Annotated in this window: 17 protein-coding genes; 5 read left to right on the forward strand and 12 right to left on the reverse strand. The window is 41.4% G+C overall.

What is annotated here, in order from left to right; translation table 11 throughout:
• Positions 1–131: 131 nt before the first annotated feature.
• On the forward strand, positions 132–1,325 hold the full coding sequence (locus FFL34_RS06005) for an IS256 family transposase (protein ID WP_138602395.1): 1,194 nt from the start codon (positions 132–134) through the stop codon (positions 1,323–1,325).
• A 319-nt stretch (positions 1,326–1,644) separates the two neighbouring features.
• Positions 1,645–2,553 carry a LysR family transcriptional regulator gene (locus tag FFL34_RS06010; protein ID WP_138602397.1) on the forward strand — a complete coding sequence of 303 codons (909 nt, stop codon included), beginning with the start codon at positions 1,645–1,647 and terminating at the stop codon, positions 2,551–2,553.
• 186 nt (positions 2,554–2,739) lie between these two features.
• Here FFL34_RS06010 and FFL34_RS18575 read toward each other — a convergent pair whose 3' ends face one another.
• The 10 genes from FFL34_RS18575 to FFL34_RS06050 form a co-directional block, all read right to left on the reverse strand.
• A complete protein-coding gene (locus FFL34_RS18575; protein ID WP_234031440.1) occupies positions 2,740–3,378 on the reverse strand; it encodes a PucR family transcriptional regulator in 639 nt (212 codons plus the stop codon).
• Positions 3,379–3,486: 108 nt separating this feature from the next.
• Positions 3,487–3,582, reverse strand: coding sequence for a sugar diacid recognition domain-containing protein (locus tag FFL34_RS18770; protein ID WP_267900357.1), 96 nt, complete (start codon positions 3,580–3,582; stop codon positions 3,487–3,489).
• Positions 3,583–3,616: 34 nt separating this feature from the next.
• The gene (locus FFL34_RS18775) at positions 3,617–3,841 is read right to left on the reverse strand and encodes a sugar diacid recognition domain-containing protein (RefSeq protein ID WP_267900358.1); all 225 of its coding nucleotides are present in this window, start codon (positions 3,839–3,841) and stop codon (positions 3,617–3,619) included.
• 415 nt (positions 3,842–4,256) lie between these two features.
• Complete coding sequence (locus tag FFL34_RS06020) at positions 4,257–4,958, reverse strand: LutC/YkgG family protein (RefSeq protein WP_138602399.1); 702 nt, start codon at positions 4,956–4,958, stop codon at positions 4,257–4,259.
• A gap of 1 nt (position 4,959) precedes the next feature.
• The gene (locus FFL34_RS06025) at positions 4,960–6,390 is read right to left on the reverse strand and encodes a LutB/LldF family L-lactate oxidation iron-sulfur protein (protein WP_138602401.1); all 1,431 of its coding nucleotides are present in this window, start codon (positions 6,388–6,390) and stop codon (positions 4,960–4,962) included.
• A 14-nt stretch (positions 6,391–6,404) separates the two neighbouring features.
• A complete protein-coding gene (locus FFL34_RS06030; RefSeq protein ID WP_138602403.1) occupies positions 6,405–7,124 on the reverse strand; it encodes a (Fe-S)-binding protein in 720 nt (239 codons plus the stop codon).
• A gap of 576 nt (positions 7,125–7,700) precedes the next feature.
• Positions 7,701–7,937, reverse strand: coding sequence for a helix-turn-helix domain-containing protein (locus FFL34_RS19025; RefSeq protein ID WP_411712852.1), 237 nt, complete (start codon positions 7,935–7,937; stop codon positions 7,701–7,703).
• Between the two features lie 558 nt (positions 7,938–8,495).
• The gene (locus FFL34_RS06040; protein ID WP_138602407.1) at positions 8,496–9,782 is read right to left on the reverse strand and encodes an IS110 family RNA-guided transposase; all 1,287 of its coding nucleotides are present in this window, start codon (positions 9,780–9,782) and stop codon (positions 8,496–8,498) included.
• Positions 9,783–10,304: 522 nt separating this feature from the next.
• Entirely contained in the window at positions 10,305–11,969 is a 1,665-nt protein-coding gene (locus FFL34_RS06045; protein WP_138602409.1) for an amidohydrolase, read from the reverse strand.
• Between the two features lie 192 nt (positions 11,970–12,161).
• Positions 12,162–13,616 (reverse strand): sodium:solute symporter family protein, encoded by a 1,455-nt coding sequence (locus FFL34_RS06050; RefSeq protein ID WP_138602411.1) that lies wholly within the window; start codon positions 13,614–13,616, stop codon positions 12,162–12,164.
• A 1,244-nt stretch (positions 13,617–14,860) separates the two neighbouring features.
• On the opposite strand from FFL34_RS06050, the gene FFL34_RS06055 reads away from it, so the two are divergent.
• The 3 genes from FFL34_RS06055 to FFL34_RS06065 are packed head-to-tail and all read left to right on the forward strand — an operon-like array spanning position 14,861 to position 17,844.
• The gene (locus tag FFL34_RS06055; RefSeq protein WP_138602413.1) at positions 14,861–16,909 is read left to right on the forward strand and encodes a thioredoxin domain-containing protein; all 2,049 of its coding nucleotides are present in this window, start codon (positions 14,861–14,863) and stop codon (positions 16,907–16,909) included.
• A gap of 40 nt (positions 16,910–16,949) precedes the next feature.
• Positions 16,950–17,639 (forward strand): NAD(P)H-dependent oxidoreductase, encoded by a 690-nt coding sequence (locus tag FFL34_RS06060; RefSeq protein ID WP_138602415.1) that lies wholly within the window; start codon positions 16,950–16,952, stop codon positions 17,637–17,639.
• A gap of 22 nt (positions 17,640–17,661) precedes the next feature.
• On the forward strand, positions 17,662–17,844 hold the full coding sequence (locus FFL34_RS06065) for a hypothetical protein (protein ID WP_138602423.1): 183 nt from the start codon (positions 17,662–17,664) through the stop codon (positions 17,842–17,844).
• A 135-nt stretch (positions 17,845–17,979) separates the two neighbouring features.
• Here the strand turns inward: FFL34_RS06065 and FFL34_RS06070 are convergent, their stop codons facing one another.
• Together FFL34_RS06070 and FFL34_RS06075 are read right to left on the reverse strand one after the other, a co-directional pair.
• A complete protein-coding gene (locus FFL34_RS06070) occupies positions 17,980–18,201 on the reverse strand; it encodes a hypothetical protein (protein ID WP_138602425.1) in 222 nt (73 codons plus the stop codon).
• A gap of 122 nt (positions 18,202–18,323) precedes the next feature.
• The gene (locus FFL34_RS06075; protein WP_138602427.1) at positions 18,324–18,893 is read right to left on the reverse strand and encodes a hypothetical protein; all 570 of its coding nucleotides are present in this window, start codon (positions 18,891–18,893) and stop codon (positions 18,324–18,326) included.
• Between the last annotated feature and the right edge of the window lie 904 nt (positions 18,894–19,797).

Genomic DNA, 19,797 nt, shown 5'->3' on the forward strand with positions numbered 1-19,797 from the left:
CCATACATTTTCTATATGAGAGCGTAAAATAGTTTGTGTAAATGAATATACCTAAACGATGGTCATAGAAAAAGGAAGACCTTTTCCTGTAGAATAGAGTTAGCACACAAAACCCACAGGAGGTCTTCCCTATGAGTCATCTTACTACAGATTTGCTAGAAGGACTAGCCCAAAAGCAGGATATTGAAGAAATTTTTCGCCATCACTTGGAAACAGCCATCAATCAGCTTTTAAAACACGAATTAACGGCTTTCCTGGACTATGAGCCTTATGAGCAGGCCGGCGTTAACTCCGGTAATTCCCGTAACGGGTTCTATGACCGAACGTTCAAAACGGAATACGGCAGCCTTGAGCTGCATATTCCCAGAGACCGCAACGGTTCCTTTCAGCAACAAACGCTGGCGCCTTATAAACGTTCTAACGACACGCTGGAACAATTTGTAATCCATTTGTACGAAAAGGGCATAACGACGGATGAAATTGCTGATTTGATCGAAAAAATGTATGGTCAACATTATTCCAAACAGACCGTTTCAAATCTGACACAGCTTGTGTCAGAAGATGTTCAGGCATTCCATGAGCGAACCCTGGAGCGACGTTATGTGTGCATTTATCTGGATGCCACCCAGATCCCGATTCGTCGTCAAAGCGTTGAAAAAGAATCGGTCTATATTGCCATTGGCATTGCAGAAGATGGCGGCAAAGAAGTACTGGACTTTACCATTGCCCCAACGGAATCCGCCAATGTGTGGGAGGAGTTGGTACAGCACTTATCTGAACGCGGTGTTGAACATGTCCTTCTCTTTATTTCGGACGGCTTGAACGGCATGACAGATGCCTTGCATCGTGTCTACCCAAAAGCCAAACATCAGGTGTGCTGTGTCCATGTTTCCCGCAATATCGCTAACAAAGTTCGTGTGAAAGATCGTGCGGCTATTCTGGATGATTTCAAGGCTATTTACGAAGCTGAGGACCGCCAGCAAGCTCTTAGTGCCCTGGACCAATTTCAAAATAAATGGCACAAAACGTATCCTCGCGCTGTCGACGCAGTGATGAGACAGGATCGCTTATTAACGTTCTATGATTTCCCGGTATCCATCCGTTCCAGTATTTATACCACAAATCTCATCGAAGGATTTAACAAGGAAATCAAACGCTACGTCAAACGCAAAGAACAATTTCCCAACGAGGATGCCCTGGAACGTTTTCTGGTAACCCAATTTTTGGATTACAACCATAAATTCGGTATGCGGTGCCACAAAGGATTTGGAAAGGCGAAGCCCGAACTACTGCAGATGTTTGAAGCGCTGGAAAATCAGGCTTAACACCGCCATCCTTGACCCTGCTTGCGGTCGTGGTGGTGTGTACATGGCGGCTGGGCAAAATAAAGCCCTCAAGGGGCTCCATCCGCACACCGAGCGTACCACGACCGATCTCTTCTACGTTCTCGCTGGCCGGGTCCCTGAACCCAACACAGCGAATCACGAAGAAGAGGCGCAGGGTCAAGGACAAGCAGCTGCCGCTGTGGCTTAGAGCAGCCACCTAATCTTGAAACTTTGAAAAACAATGGCTAACCTTCTACAGGAATAGGGTCATTTACACAAAATTATTGACGCCCCCTTCTATATAAGGAGAGCAAAAGATATGGATGTAGTTAAATTAAAATACTTTATAACCATAGTAGATAAAGGGTCTATGTCGAAAGCTGCTTCAGCATTAAATATGACCCAACCACCTCTAAGTATGGCTATTAAGAAATTTGAAGAAGAATTAGGGGTGAATCTTTTTTTAAGAAATGGTAAAAGGCTTCGATTAAGTGAAGCTGGCAAAACTATTTACGAAAGGGGTACTGAACTTCTTTTATCGACCAAGTCCATCATTAAAGAAGCTCAAGAAAAGGAAGAAGGCAAGACGGGATATGTTACTATTGGGTGTTCCACAGTTGCTAATTTAACTATTATTCCTGAAGTGGTTAAAAGAATGAATGATGAAAATATAAAGATCACCACTCGGGTCCTTGAAGGAAATACAGCTTTCATTCTAGAACAATTGAAAACACACAACATGGACATAGGTCTAGTAAGAAATATTTTTGACAAGGAGGATTATCATACTACTGCATTACTATCTGAGCCATTATATGTTGCATTACCACCCCAACACCCTTTAAAAGATAGATTATATATATCACTAGAAGAACTATCAAATGAGAACTTTTTAATTCCATATACGTCTTTTGGACATGGAATTTCTGATTTTATTCTAGAGGGATGTCAATCATTTGGCTTCACACCAAATATTATTTATTGGGGAACAGAAAACCTACCAATGCTTAATATTGTAAATCGTGGTATAGGAATAGCATTTGTACCTGCTCTTTTTAATCATATTAAAGGCTTTTCTTTACCACCACTCGTAAGACTAAAAAGTCCAGATATTCACGCGTTTTTAAATCTCACAACCTTAAAAAACAGTGTCAAAAATTCTGCTACAGAACAATTTCTATCAATTGCAAAAAGGGTGATAAATGAATATGATAAAGCAATTTTGTAAAATGTATTCCCTTTAGATTAAAGATTAGGTAGTAAAAGCTCCCTTTATAAGGTATGCTCCTTGTCCATATAAACATATACCATTTCTTTATTTATCCGGTTCCGTTCTAACAATTGTCTATCATCTATTATAAATAAAAACACATCTTTAATTCTACGTGTTTTCATACAAAAAATAGCGGTTAAATCATGGAAACATTGTGTGTTCCTCTAAAAACATGTTGGCAAGATAAAGATTCACCAAGTCCTTGAAGCGCTTCGGATCCAGTCCGGTCATTTGATGGATTCTAGACAGCCGGTAATGTAACGTATTGATATGAATGAATAATGTATCTGCGGTTTTTTGAAGGGATGATTCGTTCTCTAGAAATGCCTTTAGCGTTTCAAACAGCTGTTTATGATCCATTAAATCCCCGATTGTTCTGGTGATGAATTCCTTTTTTGTTTCATCGGAGATATCATACAGACAAAGCTCCAACTGAAGATCCGTATGGTAGGAGATTCTGGAGTTAGTGCTGTAATGAAGGGCCGTTAATGCCTGTTCATAGGAACGGTACAGCTCATGGGACGCGGCAATGTCTCCAATGCCGATATGCAATTCAATGAAAAAGTTACTTTCGCAATTATGTTGTATAGCTTTCAAAAAGTCTGGCTTTATTTGTTTCGATTGATGAAATGTATGCATCCAGAATAATCGATTGTTCCCCCAGCGAATGAGGGTATCTTTTTGCGAGATGACGTTCCGAACGTCCTGCCATATTCTTTTTTGAAAAATGGAGTCTTCCTGATTTATAGCAAATAGGATAACCTGCTTCGTCTCATCCATGGAAATCCCTAGGGTTTCCGCCCGATCCAATAAGAGGCGGGTTACTTTTCTGCTCTGCAAAAATCAAATATAAAATTTTCAACAGCGCGGTGTTCAAATTCCATTTGCTCATGAATTATTTTCATTGATCAATAGCACGGTCATTTTCCGGACAATCTCCCCAAACGGCTTTACTTTCTCGATTTCCCCAGTAATGCCAATCACCCCGATTACCGCTTCATGGAAGCAGAGGGGGAGGTTAATGCCTGTTTCCCCCCCCTTTTAATTCCATTGCCAGTTGTTTGGTGATAATCAGTTGTTCGTTATTTTGGTTCACAAGCTCAGAGCCTTCATGGTATTCCCCGACTTTATCCGGGTTTGTGCTTGCAATAATGATTCCATTTGTATCGCATATAATGATTTGCTCATCAATCAAGCTTTTAATAACTTGAATAATTTTATCTGCTAAGTGGTGGATGGTCATTGGAAATTCATCTCCTTTAGTACCGGACTCTTTTTGGTAGCTTGCACCAGAACATTAATACCGTCAAGCGGCCCATTGGTCAATTTAGAAATGAATCACCTTTGAATACCGTTCTGTGCTTTTTCAATGATTTTGCTACTTTAATCATGAAGTGTTGAAATTTAACTGCTTGTTACTTGGTTAGGCTTTGCTGTTTTTGAGCCATACAACGTGAATTAAGTAATAGCCCTTCTACCAAACAACCAAACCAATTCCTCGAGCAAGTCGATAAAATTAAAGAAAGAATTAACCAAAACTTGAATTCAAAAAACGCACTGTGGAGGGAGTGCGATTTTTTGATAACCATGTCTTATACGATTTAGCTCTTCATTTAGTACCCAACTACCATCTAATTTACCCCGGTTTCCTTAGACTGTTACGCATCTAGGATGACAATATGAACAGCCTTGACGGGCCCATGAACACCAACAACCATGTTCATTTCGATATCTGCACTATTACTTGGACCCGTGATAAAATTGATATATGGGGAGATGTTTTCCCCATCCCCCCCTTGTTTATGAATTCGAGCAGTCACCTGAGTCATCCGAGGCACAATGGTTGACTTTGGAATAAAGGCTGTATAGGTTGTTGGAAGCAAACTGACGGATCGCGCAATATTCCGGTCGTTAAATTGGGCTATCGTTCCTGATTCGGCAAGACTGACGTCACTGAACAGGAAGCCGATATTAGCTTGTTTGGCTTTTTCAATATTCCTCTCACCTGATTCAGCATCCCATATATGGACATTGTTTTTATCAAATACATCCGTCAGTCCAAATTCGGCAAAGCGCTCATCATCCGTTGCAACCATTGGTGACCCGTCATAGGTTTTCATGACATATTCGACTGTTTCCTCAAGCTGATCCATTGTCGTTTCCAGAACGTGGGTGCCTTTTTCTTCACTATTTTCATTAAACAGAGCACATAGTTCATCGGATGTTTTTTCCTGATAGACAGCCCATTGCGGCTGATATTTCCAGTCAGGCCGTGACACATCTGTTTTCTGTTCCCGTCCAAGCCGATCAGCAATATGACTTAAGAATTTATCCCGGTTATGAATGGTACCTTTACTCATTTTAGCTGTCCCCTTTCTTATGTTCCTTGAACCACTTTCTGAAATTTTCTTTGCCCGGTGCCGGGAATTCCCGTATTTTGGTCCAAAGTTTCATCGGTCCGGGGCCGTTTGATATCGAACCTTCATGAACAAAAGGTTTAGCAAATGTGGGTGCCCCTTTTGTGGCAATTTTGAACAAGGATGGCGTACTTGCACCGATACCAAAAGCTGTCATGGCTGCCTGTTCGCTTTTATCAGCATACCCTTCCTCGACATAAATTTGACGGTGACGGATGAGCTGCTCATGCAATGGGATTTTGACTGGACAGGCCTCGGTACACGCAGCACAAAGGCTAGATGCGTAAGGAAGTTCGCCGTATTCTTCATAACCGCCCAATATTGGTGAAAGCACAGCACCAATCGGTCCCTGATAAATAGAACCGTAAGCATGACCTCCAATATGACGGTAAACTGGACAAACGTTCACACAAGCGGCACATCGAATACAATGAAGCGCTGATTGGAATTCCGTCCCAAGTGCTTTGGATCGGCCTCCGTCTACAATGACCAAATGAAAGTCTTTTGGCCCGTCAACACTCTGCAGACCAACTTCCGGCGTCACATTCGTTACGTATGTGGTGATTTTTTGACCAACGGCACTTCTGCTTAATAGGTTCACCATGACATCCAAATCTTCCCATGTTGGCACAAGTCTTTCCATGCCCATGACACTGATTTGAGTCTCCGGATAACTAGTTACCATATTAGCGTTGCCTTCATTGGTAACCAAGGATACAGTGCCTGTCTCGGCAACCCCAAAATTACACCCGGTAATCCCGATATCAGCATTCATAAACACATCTCTCAACTGACTGCGCGCAAAAGCCGTCAATTCCTCAGGCTGATCTGTGCCACTATATCCGGCTTTTTCCTTTAATGTATCTCGGATTTGTGATTTGTTTTTATGCAAGGACGGCACCACGATATGAGACGGGCGATCGCCTTCCTCAGCCTGTAAAATGTATTCCGCCAGATCGGTCTCATGAACCTGACAACCAACATCTGCCAATGCTTCATTCAGCCCTATTTCTTCGGTCACCATCGATTTTGATTTCGTGGCATTTTTAGCATTTTTCTCTTTAGCTACCTGCTGTATATAGGCATTTGCCTCTTCAGCCGTTTCCGCGAAAAACACATGCCCGCCACGTTTTGCAAAATTCTCACTTAATTGTTCCAGGTAATAATCAAGATTTTCCAATGTATGCCGGCGTATTTCCTCTCCGGCGCTTCGCCAATCCTCCCAGTCACCAATCGCCTCGTCGCCTTCTGTTGCAGCAATCTTTTTGCCTCTTAAGCCGTCTTGTGCATTAGCCATCGATTGATGCATGAATGTATCATCCAATGCATCATCCACCCTATCAAAAAATGGCTTTTCCCCAATTTTCATAGCCACGACAATCGCCTCCTTTATGAGCGTGAATTTAAAATTTGCGCAATATGTTTAACAGCTATCGGTTTTCCCTCACGGTCAATACGTCCCTTTATGTTCATCAAGCATCCCCCATCTGCCGTAATCAGAACATCTGCACCTGTCTCTTCTACGTGCCGGACTTTTTCATCAACCATTTGTTCCGAGATTGGCAACATTTTCACAGCAAATGTCCCGCCGAAACCGCAGCAGTCATAACTATTTTCCAATGGAAGCAGTTCCAGTCCTTCTACATTATTAAGCAGCTTGAACGGAGACTCTGTTTCCTTGAGTAAACGCATCATATGACAAGACGTATGGTAGGTAGCCTTTGCATGATAAACTGCTCCAAGATCCTCAACATCTAGTACATTGACAATGAATTGGGTGAACTCATACGTTTTATCAGCCACTTTTTGAGCTTTTTCATGCCAGGTGGAATCATCCTGGAAAAGTCCAGGATACTCCTTAAACATACCGGCACATGACCCGGAGGGTGTCACAATATATTCCGATGATTCGAAAGCGGAAATCATTTGTTTCGCTGCTTTTTGTGCATCTTTCCGATAACCGCTGTTGTATGCCGGCTGTCCGCAGCAAATCTGTCCTCGTGGAAAGTCAATATTACAGCCGAGTCGTTCAAGCACCTCAACCATATCTTTTGCAGCCTCCTGGTAGAATAACTCACCAAGGCATGTAACGAATAATGATATTTTCATCGTCTTCCTCCCTACTAAACTCATAAGAATTAACGAACAATATTAACATATTCCGCGTACCGGATGATTTTTACATTCTTCCAATTTCATCACACCTTCTCATCCGTTAATTTATTCCAACAGTTTTTTGTTTTTACCCATTCAACTGTCTTATCATGTATTCCCTTGTCGCTTATTCCTGGTCTCGTTTCAGTTTATCTTTCAGCATCCCCCCTTCCGACACAAAGGGGTACACTGAATAAAGCTTTCTTCGATTACCAAGTTATAATACAATTCGACATTGACATCTTAAATGATGGAAATCTCCTATCGACATTTCCCAGATTAATCCGGATAAACAGTGAAAAGTTAGAACGTAGCTCATAAAAATATGAAAATGAAATTCCTTTTAGAATTAACAAAACCACTAGATTTAATGAGAAATAAGTACAACAAACCTAGCAGCTTCTAAATCCTCTCCAAAGCACTCCCTCATAGGAAAGCTTTAACACTTTAGCGTAGCGGGAATCCAACCAGTTACTAGCCGATCTTTTGTCTTTTGATCCAGCATACTCCTCACCTCATCTTTTTTTAATTCTAAAGAGCTAATGGAAATATATGGACTTTATAGCAACGATACGCCATTTTCTTGAAGTTTTTTACCTCTAAATAATCCATGTCAGACAACATACGGTTTTTCAAACAAAGACCAATGTAAAATAATGTCGTACCTTCTGCCTCTTTTGGATTTATTCCTGTCATTTCTTTAATTTGTTTCAGTCGGTAATATAGTGTATTTATGTGAATATGCATGACATTTGCCGTATATTTAATAGATTGGTGATTTTAAAAAAATAGGTGTCCAATGTTTCTAATAATTCTTTTTCAGTTTCCATATTTTTAAATACTCGATTTAAAAATTCACGTTTTGTCTCAACGCTAATATCTTCAATAATCAGTTCGATAAATAAATCTTCATTATAATCAAATCCTCCCTCAATAAATTAATGTTCTCTTAGAAATGCTTCATTTTTCTTCGAATTTCTTTCGATTAACTGAAGTCCATAGCGGTCTTTATTCCTTTTAATTACATCAAAGGATAAATCTGGAATTTATGAGTTAATCCGAATAAGCTTTAATGGGGGTTTTCCATTAAATGGATAATTAACCTTATGATCGCACCTTGGATCTCCACATTTACATGGCGGTGGACCCTCCCATGTCTCTCGGCGTCTATGCGCGCAAATTCCTTCGTTCGACCTAACCATGGTGGATGCCGGAAATGCTCCTTTGGCGGGTCTGTGCCCTAATGGATTAAATAACGACCGGCTAATCCGTGCTTCAATTGTCTAAATGACAAAAAAACGTTTCAAAATGATAGTTGAATGCTTATTAAGCGACTTCCTGTAACGTCGAAATCATGGGGATATCACGAATCATGCGCTCTTCACTGAACGTACACTTCCGTGTCCCTAATACATAAAAGATTTTGATGAGTTTTCGGCTTAACGCAATAAATGATTGTTTTCCTGTTAACGGATTATCGGATCGATGACGATAATAATGGTGCAGCTGCTTGAAGCCTTCATTGTGCAGGGATAATGGACGCGCTACTTGATACAGGATGCTTCGCAATCGCTTTCGTCCCCGCTTGGTGATGGTTGTTTTGCCTTTGAACAGCCCTGATTGATTCATCTTAAGATTGAGTCCCGCTAATTTAATGATTTGGCGTGGATCCCGATAATTCGATAAATCACCAACTTCGGCGAAGAAACCGGCCACTGTTATAGCGCTGACGCCTTTAATCGCTATCATCTGATCAGCTCCGGGGATATGAAGAACAAGTTCTTCCAGTTGTGCTTCAAGAGCGATAAGACGTTCTTCAAGAGCCTTATACTGATCAATCAAATAATGGATTTCCTGACGTCCCATGCGTAATCCAACTGTGAGGCCGACACTGTCTTCAGCTGCCTGCTTCAAGTCCCGAATACGTTTGATACCCACACCACGTTTGGCGGCTTTCTTGACTTCAAGAAGCAAATCTTCTTCCGAAGTTTCGCGGATAGCTTCCGGTAAATAGCCACGTTCTAATAGATGGAGGGCAGCTTTTCCAGTCCAGTCTTTAAAGACATCGAGAAACTCCGGGAAGTATCGATCAAGCGCATTATGCATTTGGGCTTTGACCGAAGACATATCTTCCTGGATGATGTCATAGAGTTTCATGCCTTCACGTAATTCAGCGTACACATCCTCTGGTAATGTTGGTTCATGATAACGGCCATCACGCACCACCTGGGCGATGACTTTGGCGTCTTTTGTATCGTTTTTCGTTGGTGAATCATCATCCAATTCCTTGGATTGTTTTACCTTCATCGGATTGACAACCACCACTTGAATGCCCCCGTTTTTCAAGTGATAGGCTAGATTCAGCCAGTAATGACCAGTTGGTTCCATCCCAACGATAATGTTGGGGCGCACGTGTTCATCGGATAAGCTCTCAACCCATTCAATGAGGGTTGAAAATCCCTGCAGCGAATTGGGGAACACCAACCGTTTGGCGAGGTCCCGGCCTCGATCATCTATCGCTCGGGCCACATGTTTACGTTTGGCTACATCAACTCCGATAATTAATGTTTGTTCATTGATTTGCGCTAAACGATTATTTTGTGTAAAATCCATTGTAGAAGTCCTCCTTCGGTACTAAATTCGAGGTCATGCATGACACTCTCTATCGTACCAAGGGGACTTTTTTTATGCACTTTTCATTTTCGCCAATTTCCCTTCAAATTTTTTCATTACAGGAATGCTCCTTTACTCTGAGCCACCTTTGATGCTTTCTCCGCTTCCTTATATGCTTGATAAAATCGAAAAGTTGCTATCGATTTACTAACTTCTATGGATAGACTTATATCGAAATTATATTCTACATATAATCTTTCCACTCCTTCTTATTTCTCTATATGAAGAAGATCGATTGCCCTATAACTTGGAATTAAAGTGTTGCTAATCCAGAGTAGATCAATTGGGCCTAAAGTATAAAAAGTGTCATGCAAAATAGATGCACATGACACTTTTCCATTGGTACTTGTTTATGGAAGTAAAGCACCTTAATAGTCACTCTACATAATACACTTGATACTATGTTACCTATCGTCAGTCCTAAAGCATTCTCCAAGCAGCCCGACTAAACCTATACTTATGTCAGTTAGTCATTAGTGTTTCGTGTCCATATACAGGTTTTCCGCCAATAAACGTAGCATTAATGGAAATGTCTTTAATTTCTGTTGGATCCACCTTTGTTGGGTCTGCCTCTAACACTGCAAAGTCAGCTTTTTTCCCCACTTCAATACTTCCAATATTCTCTTCCTCAAAAATAAACTTCGCCCCGTAAATAGTCATTGATTTAAGCGCCGTTTCTACATCAATTCGTTGCTCAGGCCCTAATACTTTTCCTTCCCTAGTTATCCGATTTACAGCGGCCCAGACTGAGAATAATGGTGATATTGGTGTGACTGGGCAATCAGAATGGAGCGTGAATAACACGTTATGTTCAATTGCCTCTGCAAGCGGACTAATCCTACGTGCTCTTTCAGGTCCTAAAAATATTTGTTCATGTCTGTCTCCCCAATAATAAACGTGATTAATAAAGAATGACCCAGCAACACCCAATTTTCCCATTCTTGCTAAATCATCAGTTGTAGCCGTTTGCACATGCTCAATCCGATGCCTATGATCGTTATGAGGGCTTTTCTCCAATGAATTGGCATATGCATCAAGAATAGATCCAATTGCACGGTCACCGTTACCGTGAGTTGTTATGCGAAAACCCCGCTCATGCAAATTCAATACTTCTTCTTGAAATAGTTGTTCGTCATGAATAAGGTCACCATAAATTTCGGGATGTTGATAATATGGCTGACGTAATGCCCCAGTTAATCCTTGAATTGAGCCATCTTGAAACATTTTTGCACTATCCAGTTGAACCCTGCCATTTGACCGTTCCTTTAATTCTTTATCTAGTTCCTCGGCGGAGTACCCGGCATATTTTTCACCTTCGCGCAAAAAGTGATGCATAATCATTAATTGGGTTCGCATGGGATTCACATTGCGTTCAGCGGCCTTCAGGTGAATATCTAATTCCTGTAATCCATCGAACATGCCTACTGCAGCATCTGTATTTGTTGTAATTCCGTGAGCTAAATATTCTTGCGATGTTTTTCCTAATTGCTGAATCCTTTCTTCATTTGATTGTTTAGGTATCTGATCTAGAACAACCTGCATGGCAGATGGTTCATATAGAACACCGTTTAATTGACCTTTATCATCTCGTCCATAGTGACCACCTTGCGGATCGGATACGGAATTATCTAACCCTGCATATTCTAACCCCAAAGAATTAGCGGCAGCTAAATGGCCTGAGGTATGTCTGATAAGAACCGGATTATTCGGGGCCACCTCATCTAGATCATATCGTGTTAGGTGACGCCTTTCGTATAATAAAGTATCATCGTAACTGTGACCGACAACCCATTCGTTCACTTGCATTTCTTTTACTTTTAATCTTATAGATTCTTTAATATCGTTAATTGTTTTATTTTTTGGCGAACTACAATCAACTTGATTTTGCATACTTGAATACATCAATATATGGTTATGCGTATCAATAAATCCAGGTAATAATGTAGCGCCATGAAGATTAACTAGCTCTGTCTGATTTGTAACGTTTATGGAACCGATTGGGGGTTCGGGTTCCTGCCAAATATTGACTATTTTTCCGTCTTTCACAGCAACTGAACCCGCTCGGCTGTTCTCACAATCTAGCGTTAGTACGTTAGCATTGGTTATTAAAAGATCAATTTTATCCACAAGAAACACTCCTTTTATAATATTTTCTTAATAAAATATGTCAATAATTTTAGAAGTTATATCCTTAAATCAAAATTATAGTGAGCCTCCTTTCCTAGGCCTAATTATGCATTAATAGGAGGGACTGATTATTAATGGAGTCGGTCGTCTTACCTACAAATTCATTTAAATCTCTCCCTCTAAAAAATCTATTTATGCTTGCTTTTTATCCTCAAACTCTTCCAAATCATCATCTTTCTCATTTTTAAACTTATAATAATAAGCCGTAACCTCTTCATCATGAGAATGTTTTGTCAGAAGGCTAACAACCACAAGAAGTAGGAACGACACAATTAAACCCGGTAGTATTTCATGTATGCCAAATGGTTTCCCGGCCAAATTCCAAGCTAATGAGACAATGATACTGCCTATGATGCTTGTTAACACGCCTATCTTTGTTGCGCGTGCCCAAAACATTGCTGCTAAAACTGGCATCACCAATGTTGCGGCAGTGAATGATAGTGCCAACTGATATATGGCAATGACATCATTGATAAACAAAGCAATGAACAAACCAAGGATCGCCATGCCAGTAACAGATAGCCGAGAGACCTTTAAAACCTGCGAGTCGTTTGCTGCCGGATTGACCCACCCTTGGTAAATGTCTTTTGAAATATTAATTGCACCACTTAAAAGAAATGATGTTGCACCCGTTAAAAGAGCTGCCAATAACGATACTAAAAATAAACCGCCAAGTGCAGGTGGAAATACATCAACTAGGAACTTGGTATAAACTAAGTCAGGATCTGTATTGGGAGCTAGTTGTTGAACTGCTGTAATGCCAACTAAAATACCCAGAAATCCTACGATAGCGGATATGATAAAGCCAATAATAATAGACCATACACCTATCCTCGTTGTTTTTGCAGCTGTTAGCCGCTGCCATGTTGTCTGCCATACGATATAAAAAGGTCCAAACACAAGAAACCAATTCAATAAACCTTTGAACCCAATATCAAAAAAATTAAATAAACGCTTCGGCGTATGTTCAATAACTTCACTTGGCCCTCCAACATAGCTAACACCCAAGACTAACGTTAAAATGACACCGAAGAGAATGACAACAGTCTGTATAGCGTCAGTCCAGGCTACACTTGGCATCCCACCCAAGAGCGTAAATATTACTGCAACAAAAAAACCAAGAATGATTCCCCATATAACAGGAATATCCATAACCGACGAAAGAATTGAACTCATCCCAACTAATTGCATACCAAAGGTCGGCGTCATATACAAAAGACCTATAATGAGTGCCGGAATGAGGGCAGCCATCTTTCCAAAGCGCCTCATGAATAATTCAGGCACCGTGTACAGCTTTAGTTTACGTATAGTAACTCCAAGGATGGTTACTGCGACAATTGTAAACAAAGTGAAACTTATCATGGTGGTAATATAGGATATTCCCATGTGGAATCCTTTACCGGCGCCACCAATAAGAGCTGCTGATCCTGTTACTGTCGCGATAACAGACCCACAGATTGGAAAAAATCCCAAACTGAAATTTGCCATTACATAATCATCCGCTGTTTTTATTTTTCGAGATGCCGTAATACTTATAGAGAATAGTACAACTAGAAAGGCGATAATCCATACGAGCCACCAGTTCATTGTTTAAAACACTCCTTAGTGAGATTATTGACCATATACCTATTATTCACCGACTTTAAATTCAATCTGAATCCAATCTACAAATTCGCTTATCTCACCTACTACAACATCATCACCAGCATTATAAGATTTCTCTTCAAATTTGTTTGTTTCAGGAATGCTACTACATCTGATAACTAAGCAAAAAACAAATTTGATAGCGTTTACATTTTTAAAATATTGCCCCCTTGCTTCTTTTTTTGTTAAAAGCGGTTTATATTTATTATATGGAATGGCAGGACTGTAATTCAATATTTTTTGTTAATTTGATTATTTAGAATTTTAATAACATTTATAGTATATTATAATTATTGCGGCTGGGTGCCAATGAATGGTTGTATCTAGAGAGACTAGTCGGAGGGAAAATTGATATATTGGATAAGACGCAGCAAATAATGCCCGAGAAAAAACCCATATTACCCAAACTTACGGGGTAGATTGGTTTAGAAATGAAACATGTGACTTTAATAGTAAACTTTCAGAGCTTCCGCCGTTTTGCCTCCCCAATCTTTAATGGTACTTCTATGGTGTACGATTTTCGGCGGCAGCCGAAAATCAACCTTTGAAATTCGTGCCCCGGTATCATAAGGCATATTCCACTCTTATACCTCGTTTTGTATTGTTTAACTCATGGGGCCGCGGGGTAGTTCATGAGGTGGTTCGTATGGTGGTCCAGCTGGTGGGTCATGTTGTGGTTCCCTTGCTGAACCGCTAAATCAACTACTTCCTGGTTTGTTTCATGTGTTGTTGCAGGCCTATCTTTGGATGGGGCGTGTTGTCGGTGGCATAATCATTGCTCGAGTGAGGGCTGTTGGCGCTCAAGTTGCGCATCCTGTCGCTCGAGTCACGCCCCCTGTCGCTCGAGTTGCACGCCCCGTCGCTCGAGTCGCACGCCCTGTCGCTCGAGTTACGCTCCCCGTCGCTCAAGTTACGCTCCCCGTCGCTCGAGTTGCACGCCCCGTCGCTCGAGTTGCATCCCCTGTCGCTCGAGTTGCCCTCGCACCCTCTTTAGCTCGTGCAACCAACCATTTTTATATCACCCAGATTATTTCGCGGGAGGTATCCCCGACAACAGGCCTGGCACTCCAAAAACCACCCATTTTCTGTTAAAGTTAAATTAAGATAAAATAAGCCTAATCCTCCATAAACTAAAAGGATGATGAACCACAGAACCTGTCCCTATGGTTCGAAAGGAAGAAAGTCCAATGACATCAAACAAGCAACCCAACAATTTAATCATTGAAAAGTCTCCGTACCTTATGCAGCATGCTTATGCCCAGGTAAACTGGTACCCGTGGGGTGAGGAAGCATTTGCCAAGGCGAAAGCGGAGAATAAACCAATATTCTTATTCATCGGCTACCTGACTTGCCGCTTATGTCGTCATATGGCACATGAATCGTTTGCAGATGAGGAAGTTGCTGCCTATTTGAATGCGCATTTTATTTCCATTTTGGTAGACAGGGAAGAACGGCCGGATATTGAATCGGCCTATGGGAAGGTTTGCCAAATGATGACTGGGCAAAGCGGTTCGCCACTATCCATCTTTATGACACCGGATAGCGTTCCATTTTTTGCGGATACATACATACCGAGGAATGGCAAATTTGGGGCGCCTGGATTCCTTGATACCATCCAGCACCTAAGCGAGGCATATCAACATGATCCCGCTTCGATTAAGACCGTGACGGATAGTGTACATACAGCATTACAACAAACGAAACAAACGAAAAGTCAGGCTAGATTGTCAAGTAAATTCACGATTTCCGCTTATCAACTACTCAGCAAACGGTTTGATACGTCATACGGCGGCTTTGGCGTGGCGCCGAAATCGTCCGAGCCGCAAACGTTACTGTATTTATTACGTTTTTTTCACTTTACCGAAAAGCGAGATGCATGGCGGATGGTGGATAAAACCGCTCGAGCAATGGCAGCTGGCGGCATGTACGATCATGTTGGATTCGGTTTTACATCAGGATCGAAGGATGACATGTGGCTTGTTCCGCACGCTGAAAAGATGCTGTATGACAACGCCTTATTACTAATGGTTTATACGGAATGTTATCAGCTAACGAAAAAGCCGTTTTATCAGGAAAAGGCCGAGGAAATCATTGCCTTCATCAAACGGGAAATGACCAGTCCAGAAGGTGCATTTTATTCGGCGATTGACGCGGAAGAAAACGATTATCTATGGGATGACAAGGAAATCACCGATATTCTGGGATCTGATCTTGCTGCCCTTTATCAAACGGCCTATAACATCACGCCGAATGGAAATGACGAAGGGAAACATATCCCAAACCTTATCCACACGAAGCTGGAAACCCTTGCAAACGAACGTGGTGAATCCGTGCAAGCCATTCAACAGCAACTGGAAAGTGCCCGAGCCGCTTTACTTGCCAAACGTCAAGAAAGAGCGCATCCATTGGTTGATGATAGAATCTTAGCCGCTTGGAATGGCTACATGATTGCTGCCCTTGCCAAAGCTGGCGCAGCATTCGGTAACCCGGCATATACCGAGATGGCGGCAACTGCACGAACGTTTATTCAAGAAAATATGGTCAAGCACGGCCGGTTAATGGCCCGCTTTCGGGATGGCAAAGTAAAACATCAAGCCAATCTTGATGATTACGCGAATCTTTTATGGGCATCCATTGAATTATACGGGGCAACTTTTTCACGAACTTACCTGCAGCAAGCAAAAGATTTGTTTGCAACAATGACCGAGCTATTTTGGGATCAAGCATATGGCGGTTTTTATTTTAGCGGAAGGGACAGCGAACCATTGATTGCCAGGGACAAAATCATTTATGACGGTTCCCGCCCTTCAGGAAATGCGGTTGCCGCCGTGATGGCGACACGTCTCGGGTTCTTGACAGGTGAGACGCAATATCTTGACATGGCTGATCACATGCATCATACCTTCTTTCAGGATATCAAGGAGGATGTGATCGGGAGCCCGATGTTCCTCGAAAGTGTCATTCTAACGGATTTGCCGACAAAAGAAGTGGTGATTATTGGTAAAGAAAACGACCCCAACCGCGTGCAATTGCTCGAGCAATTACACAAGGCATATCTCCCGCATGTCACCGTTCTCGCGGCTGAGCATGCCAGTGAATTCCAATCTGTTGCCCCATTTGCCAGCGCTCTTAAGCAAGTGGAGAACCAAACAACCATCTACATTTGCCAAGATTTCAAATGCCAGGAGCAAACCACCGACATCGAACAAGCGTATAACACGATTGTTAAAAAATAAATGCCAGGTCTAGCGCCTGGCTCAAGAAAGGATGTTTCGTTTGCGAACGCTATTAATTGTTTCCCATCCGGATATACTTGAATCCCGTAGCCAGCAATATTTTTTAACGTCCATACAAGATAGTGAAGCAGTTACGATTCACCATTTAGAGGGCCAATACCCTGACGGAAAGATTGATGTGGAAAAAGAACAAGCATTACTGTGGCAGCATGACAGGGTTATTTTCCAATTTCCGTTATACTGGTATAGTTCACCACCTCTTCTAAAATACTGGCAGGATATGGTTTTAGAAGATGGTTTTGCTTACGGAAATAAACACGTATTAGCCGGAAAAGAGTTTGGGTTAGTTATCATGATTGGTGTGCCAAGGAAAGAATACCAGGCAGGTGGCGACGAACTGTTTTCAATTAGCGAGCTCACCAAACCATACCAGGCGATGGCCAATAAAGTTGGCATGACGTACATGAAGCCCTTACCCATTTTTCAATTTGCATACATGGACGATGATCAGAAAATGGATATCCTGACCGAATACTGGCAGAAGCTCACGATGGTAAACGATGACAGCTTGCAAGCACGGGAAACATGGATGATCGAACAGCTCCGAAATGCCTTTCTAACAAACGAAAATGCCACAGCTAAAGACACCATAGGATTCGCAATCGATCATATGCAAGAACAGCGGGAAAATATGGATCAATTAAAGATGGTGTTGGATGATATGAATTAACGAACAGGAGGATGGACAGGATATGGAAAACGATGCATGGATTCTGAATCAATTACAGGAAACGTATGACATGCTTGATGACTATAATCAACGCACTTTAATAAAAGCTGCTATAGGAATGATTCAAGAACAATCAAAGCGCACGGAACAAATGGAAGGACAAATAGAAGGAACCATTTGGAGCCCGAAGAATTGGGGAGAGTGAGTATAGCGGGTGCCAGGCACATACACAATTCTGAATTGTGCGTGTGCCTAGTGTTTGGTTGCGCTTTTGCTACGACGACCTCATAAAAAAACCCCTAATTAAATTAGAGGTTACTTAAAAGTATATCAAAAGTAATTAAAATTCAATATCAGCAAAGTCTTCATAATCTACATCATGTGGAATAACATTTTCAACCATAAGATCACGTAATGTAGTTATTGCTATCGAAACATTTAAGTCCAGCATTTCTTCTCCGTCGTAGTCAGCTTTAAGATAAGGAACATTCCGAACAACATATGCACTATCTGCAATCTGCCAATAAATATCTTTTTTTAACACAGTTGGTTCACTTTTCATTGTTTGAACCTCCTCGTTTACGATAGGCATTTGCATTCATCCCTTCTACGACTTATTTTTAACGTACATACGAAATATTAAACCCTAACACATATATATTCAAGAAACGTTACTTATGTCCTTTATTTTTTCTGACTTCGGTCCACTAATTTTTTTCTATACGCTGCCATGCGACTTTCTAGTTCTTCACTATTAGCTATTTTTGTAGTCATTTTTGATGGTGGAGCATCACGGAAGGAAACTGTAACGGACAAAATTTGACGCTTTCCTTTAACCCATTTAAAACGAATTGGAAGTTTATAAGACGTTGGGTCTCCGTCTTTAGTTAAAGTATATGTTAATGAACTATACCCTTTAAACTGAGCTTTCGAAACTTTATCTGCATCAATTATCCTTTGTATTATATTTAATATCGTTTTAAGTTCCTTAGAACCCTCTCTTTCAAAAACCCTTACTTGAGAATGAAGCGAGATGACAATTTTTTGCTCTCTTTTCAATGTAGCCGGGTTCCTCCCAAAAACAATACGATTTTTAGATCTTACTACTCTATGTCTTTGATTTGCAGTCAGATATGGGATATCAAAGCCTTTATCCTTATATTCTTGTAATTGTATTCTTATATATTGAGAAGCAATTGCCCGTACTTCATGAACTTGTTTTTCTTCAAGTGAAAGAACATCGTAGAACTCCATTTTTTCGCAATCCTGAAATTTTATAATAAATCGTCTAGGCAACGTCACTACACGTCCTTTATACAAACACTATCAAAGCACTTGAGATTCAAATTTCTTTTGTTTGGGTGCTGTCTACACTCCACAAATTATTACTATTCCATTGTTCAACCATAATAACTTTTAATTCACCTAGTAATATAAGTGTCTCACCTAATCTAAGTAAGTTGCCCTTAACTGATATAGTCTCAATAGCATCCAGAAATTAAGACTCATATTACCTATTCGACGAATTTCTGCAAACTCCTGCAAATAAATCACTTCATTTTTGGCTATCTATTATCTCGCGTGTTCTGTAAAATATCCACCCGCTAAACTTCGGTTGCTTCCCGCGATCGGCGGTATTTATCACAGGATTCACCTGCTGACTGTTCCTGCTTTTGCTTCTGCCTTTCCCGACTCTTTTGGCACCCGAACCAATCCGGTATGACTTCCCCAGTCTGGACGGCATATGCGCACCTAACCCGCTGCAGTTGTATTATCTAATTTGTTCTGGTTTGGTTTCTTTTTGTATTGTTTTAACTAATGGGGCCGTGTGGTGGGTCATGAGGTGGGCCGCATGCTGATTCTTGTTGTGCTTCCCTTGCTAGTCCGCTAAATAATCTGCTAACTGGTTTGTTTCATGTATTGTTGCAGGCCGATCTTTTGGAATGTGTTGTCGCTCGGGTGTGGGCTAGTGTCGCTCGAGTTGCGGGTGCTGTCGCTCGAGTTGACCCCGCTCTCGCTCGAGTTGCGCGCTCTGTCGCTCGAGTTGACCCCGCCCTCGCTCGAGTTGCGCACCTTGTCGCTCGAGTTGCGTGCTCTGTCGCTCGAGTTACGCACCCTGTCGCTCGATTGGCTTTCATCTACAGTATTATGCTTAGCT

The sequence above is a fragment of the Lentibacillus cibarius genome, assembly GCF_005887555.1.
Classification (GTDB): Bacteria; Bacillota; Bacilli; order Bacillales; family Amphibacillaceae; genus Lentibacillus; species Lentibacillus cibarius.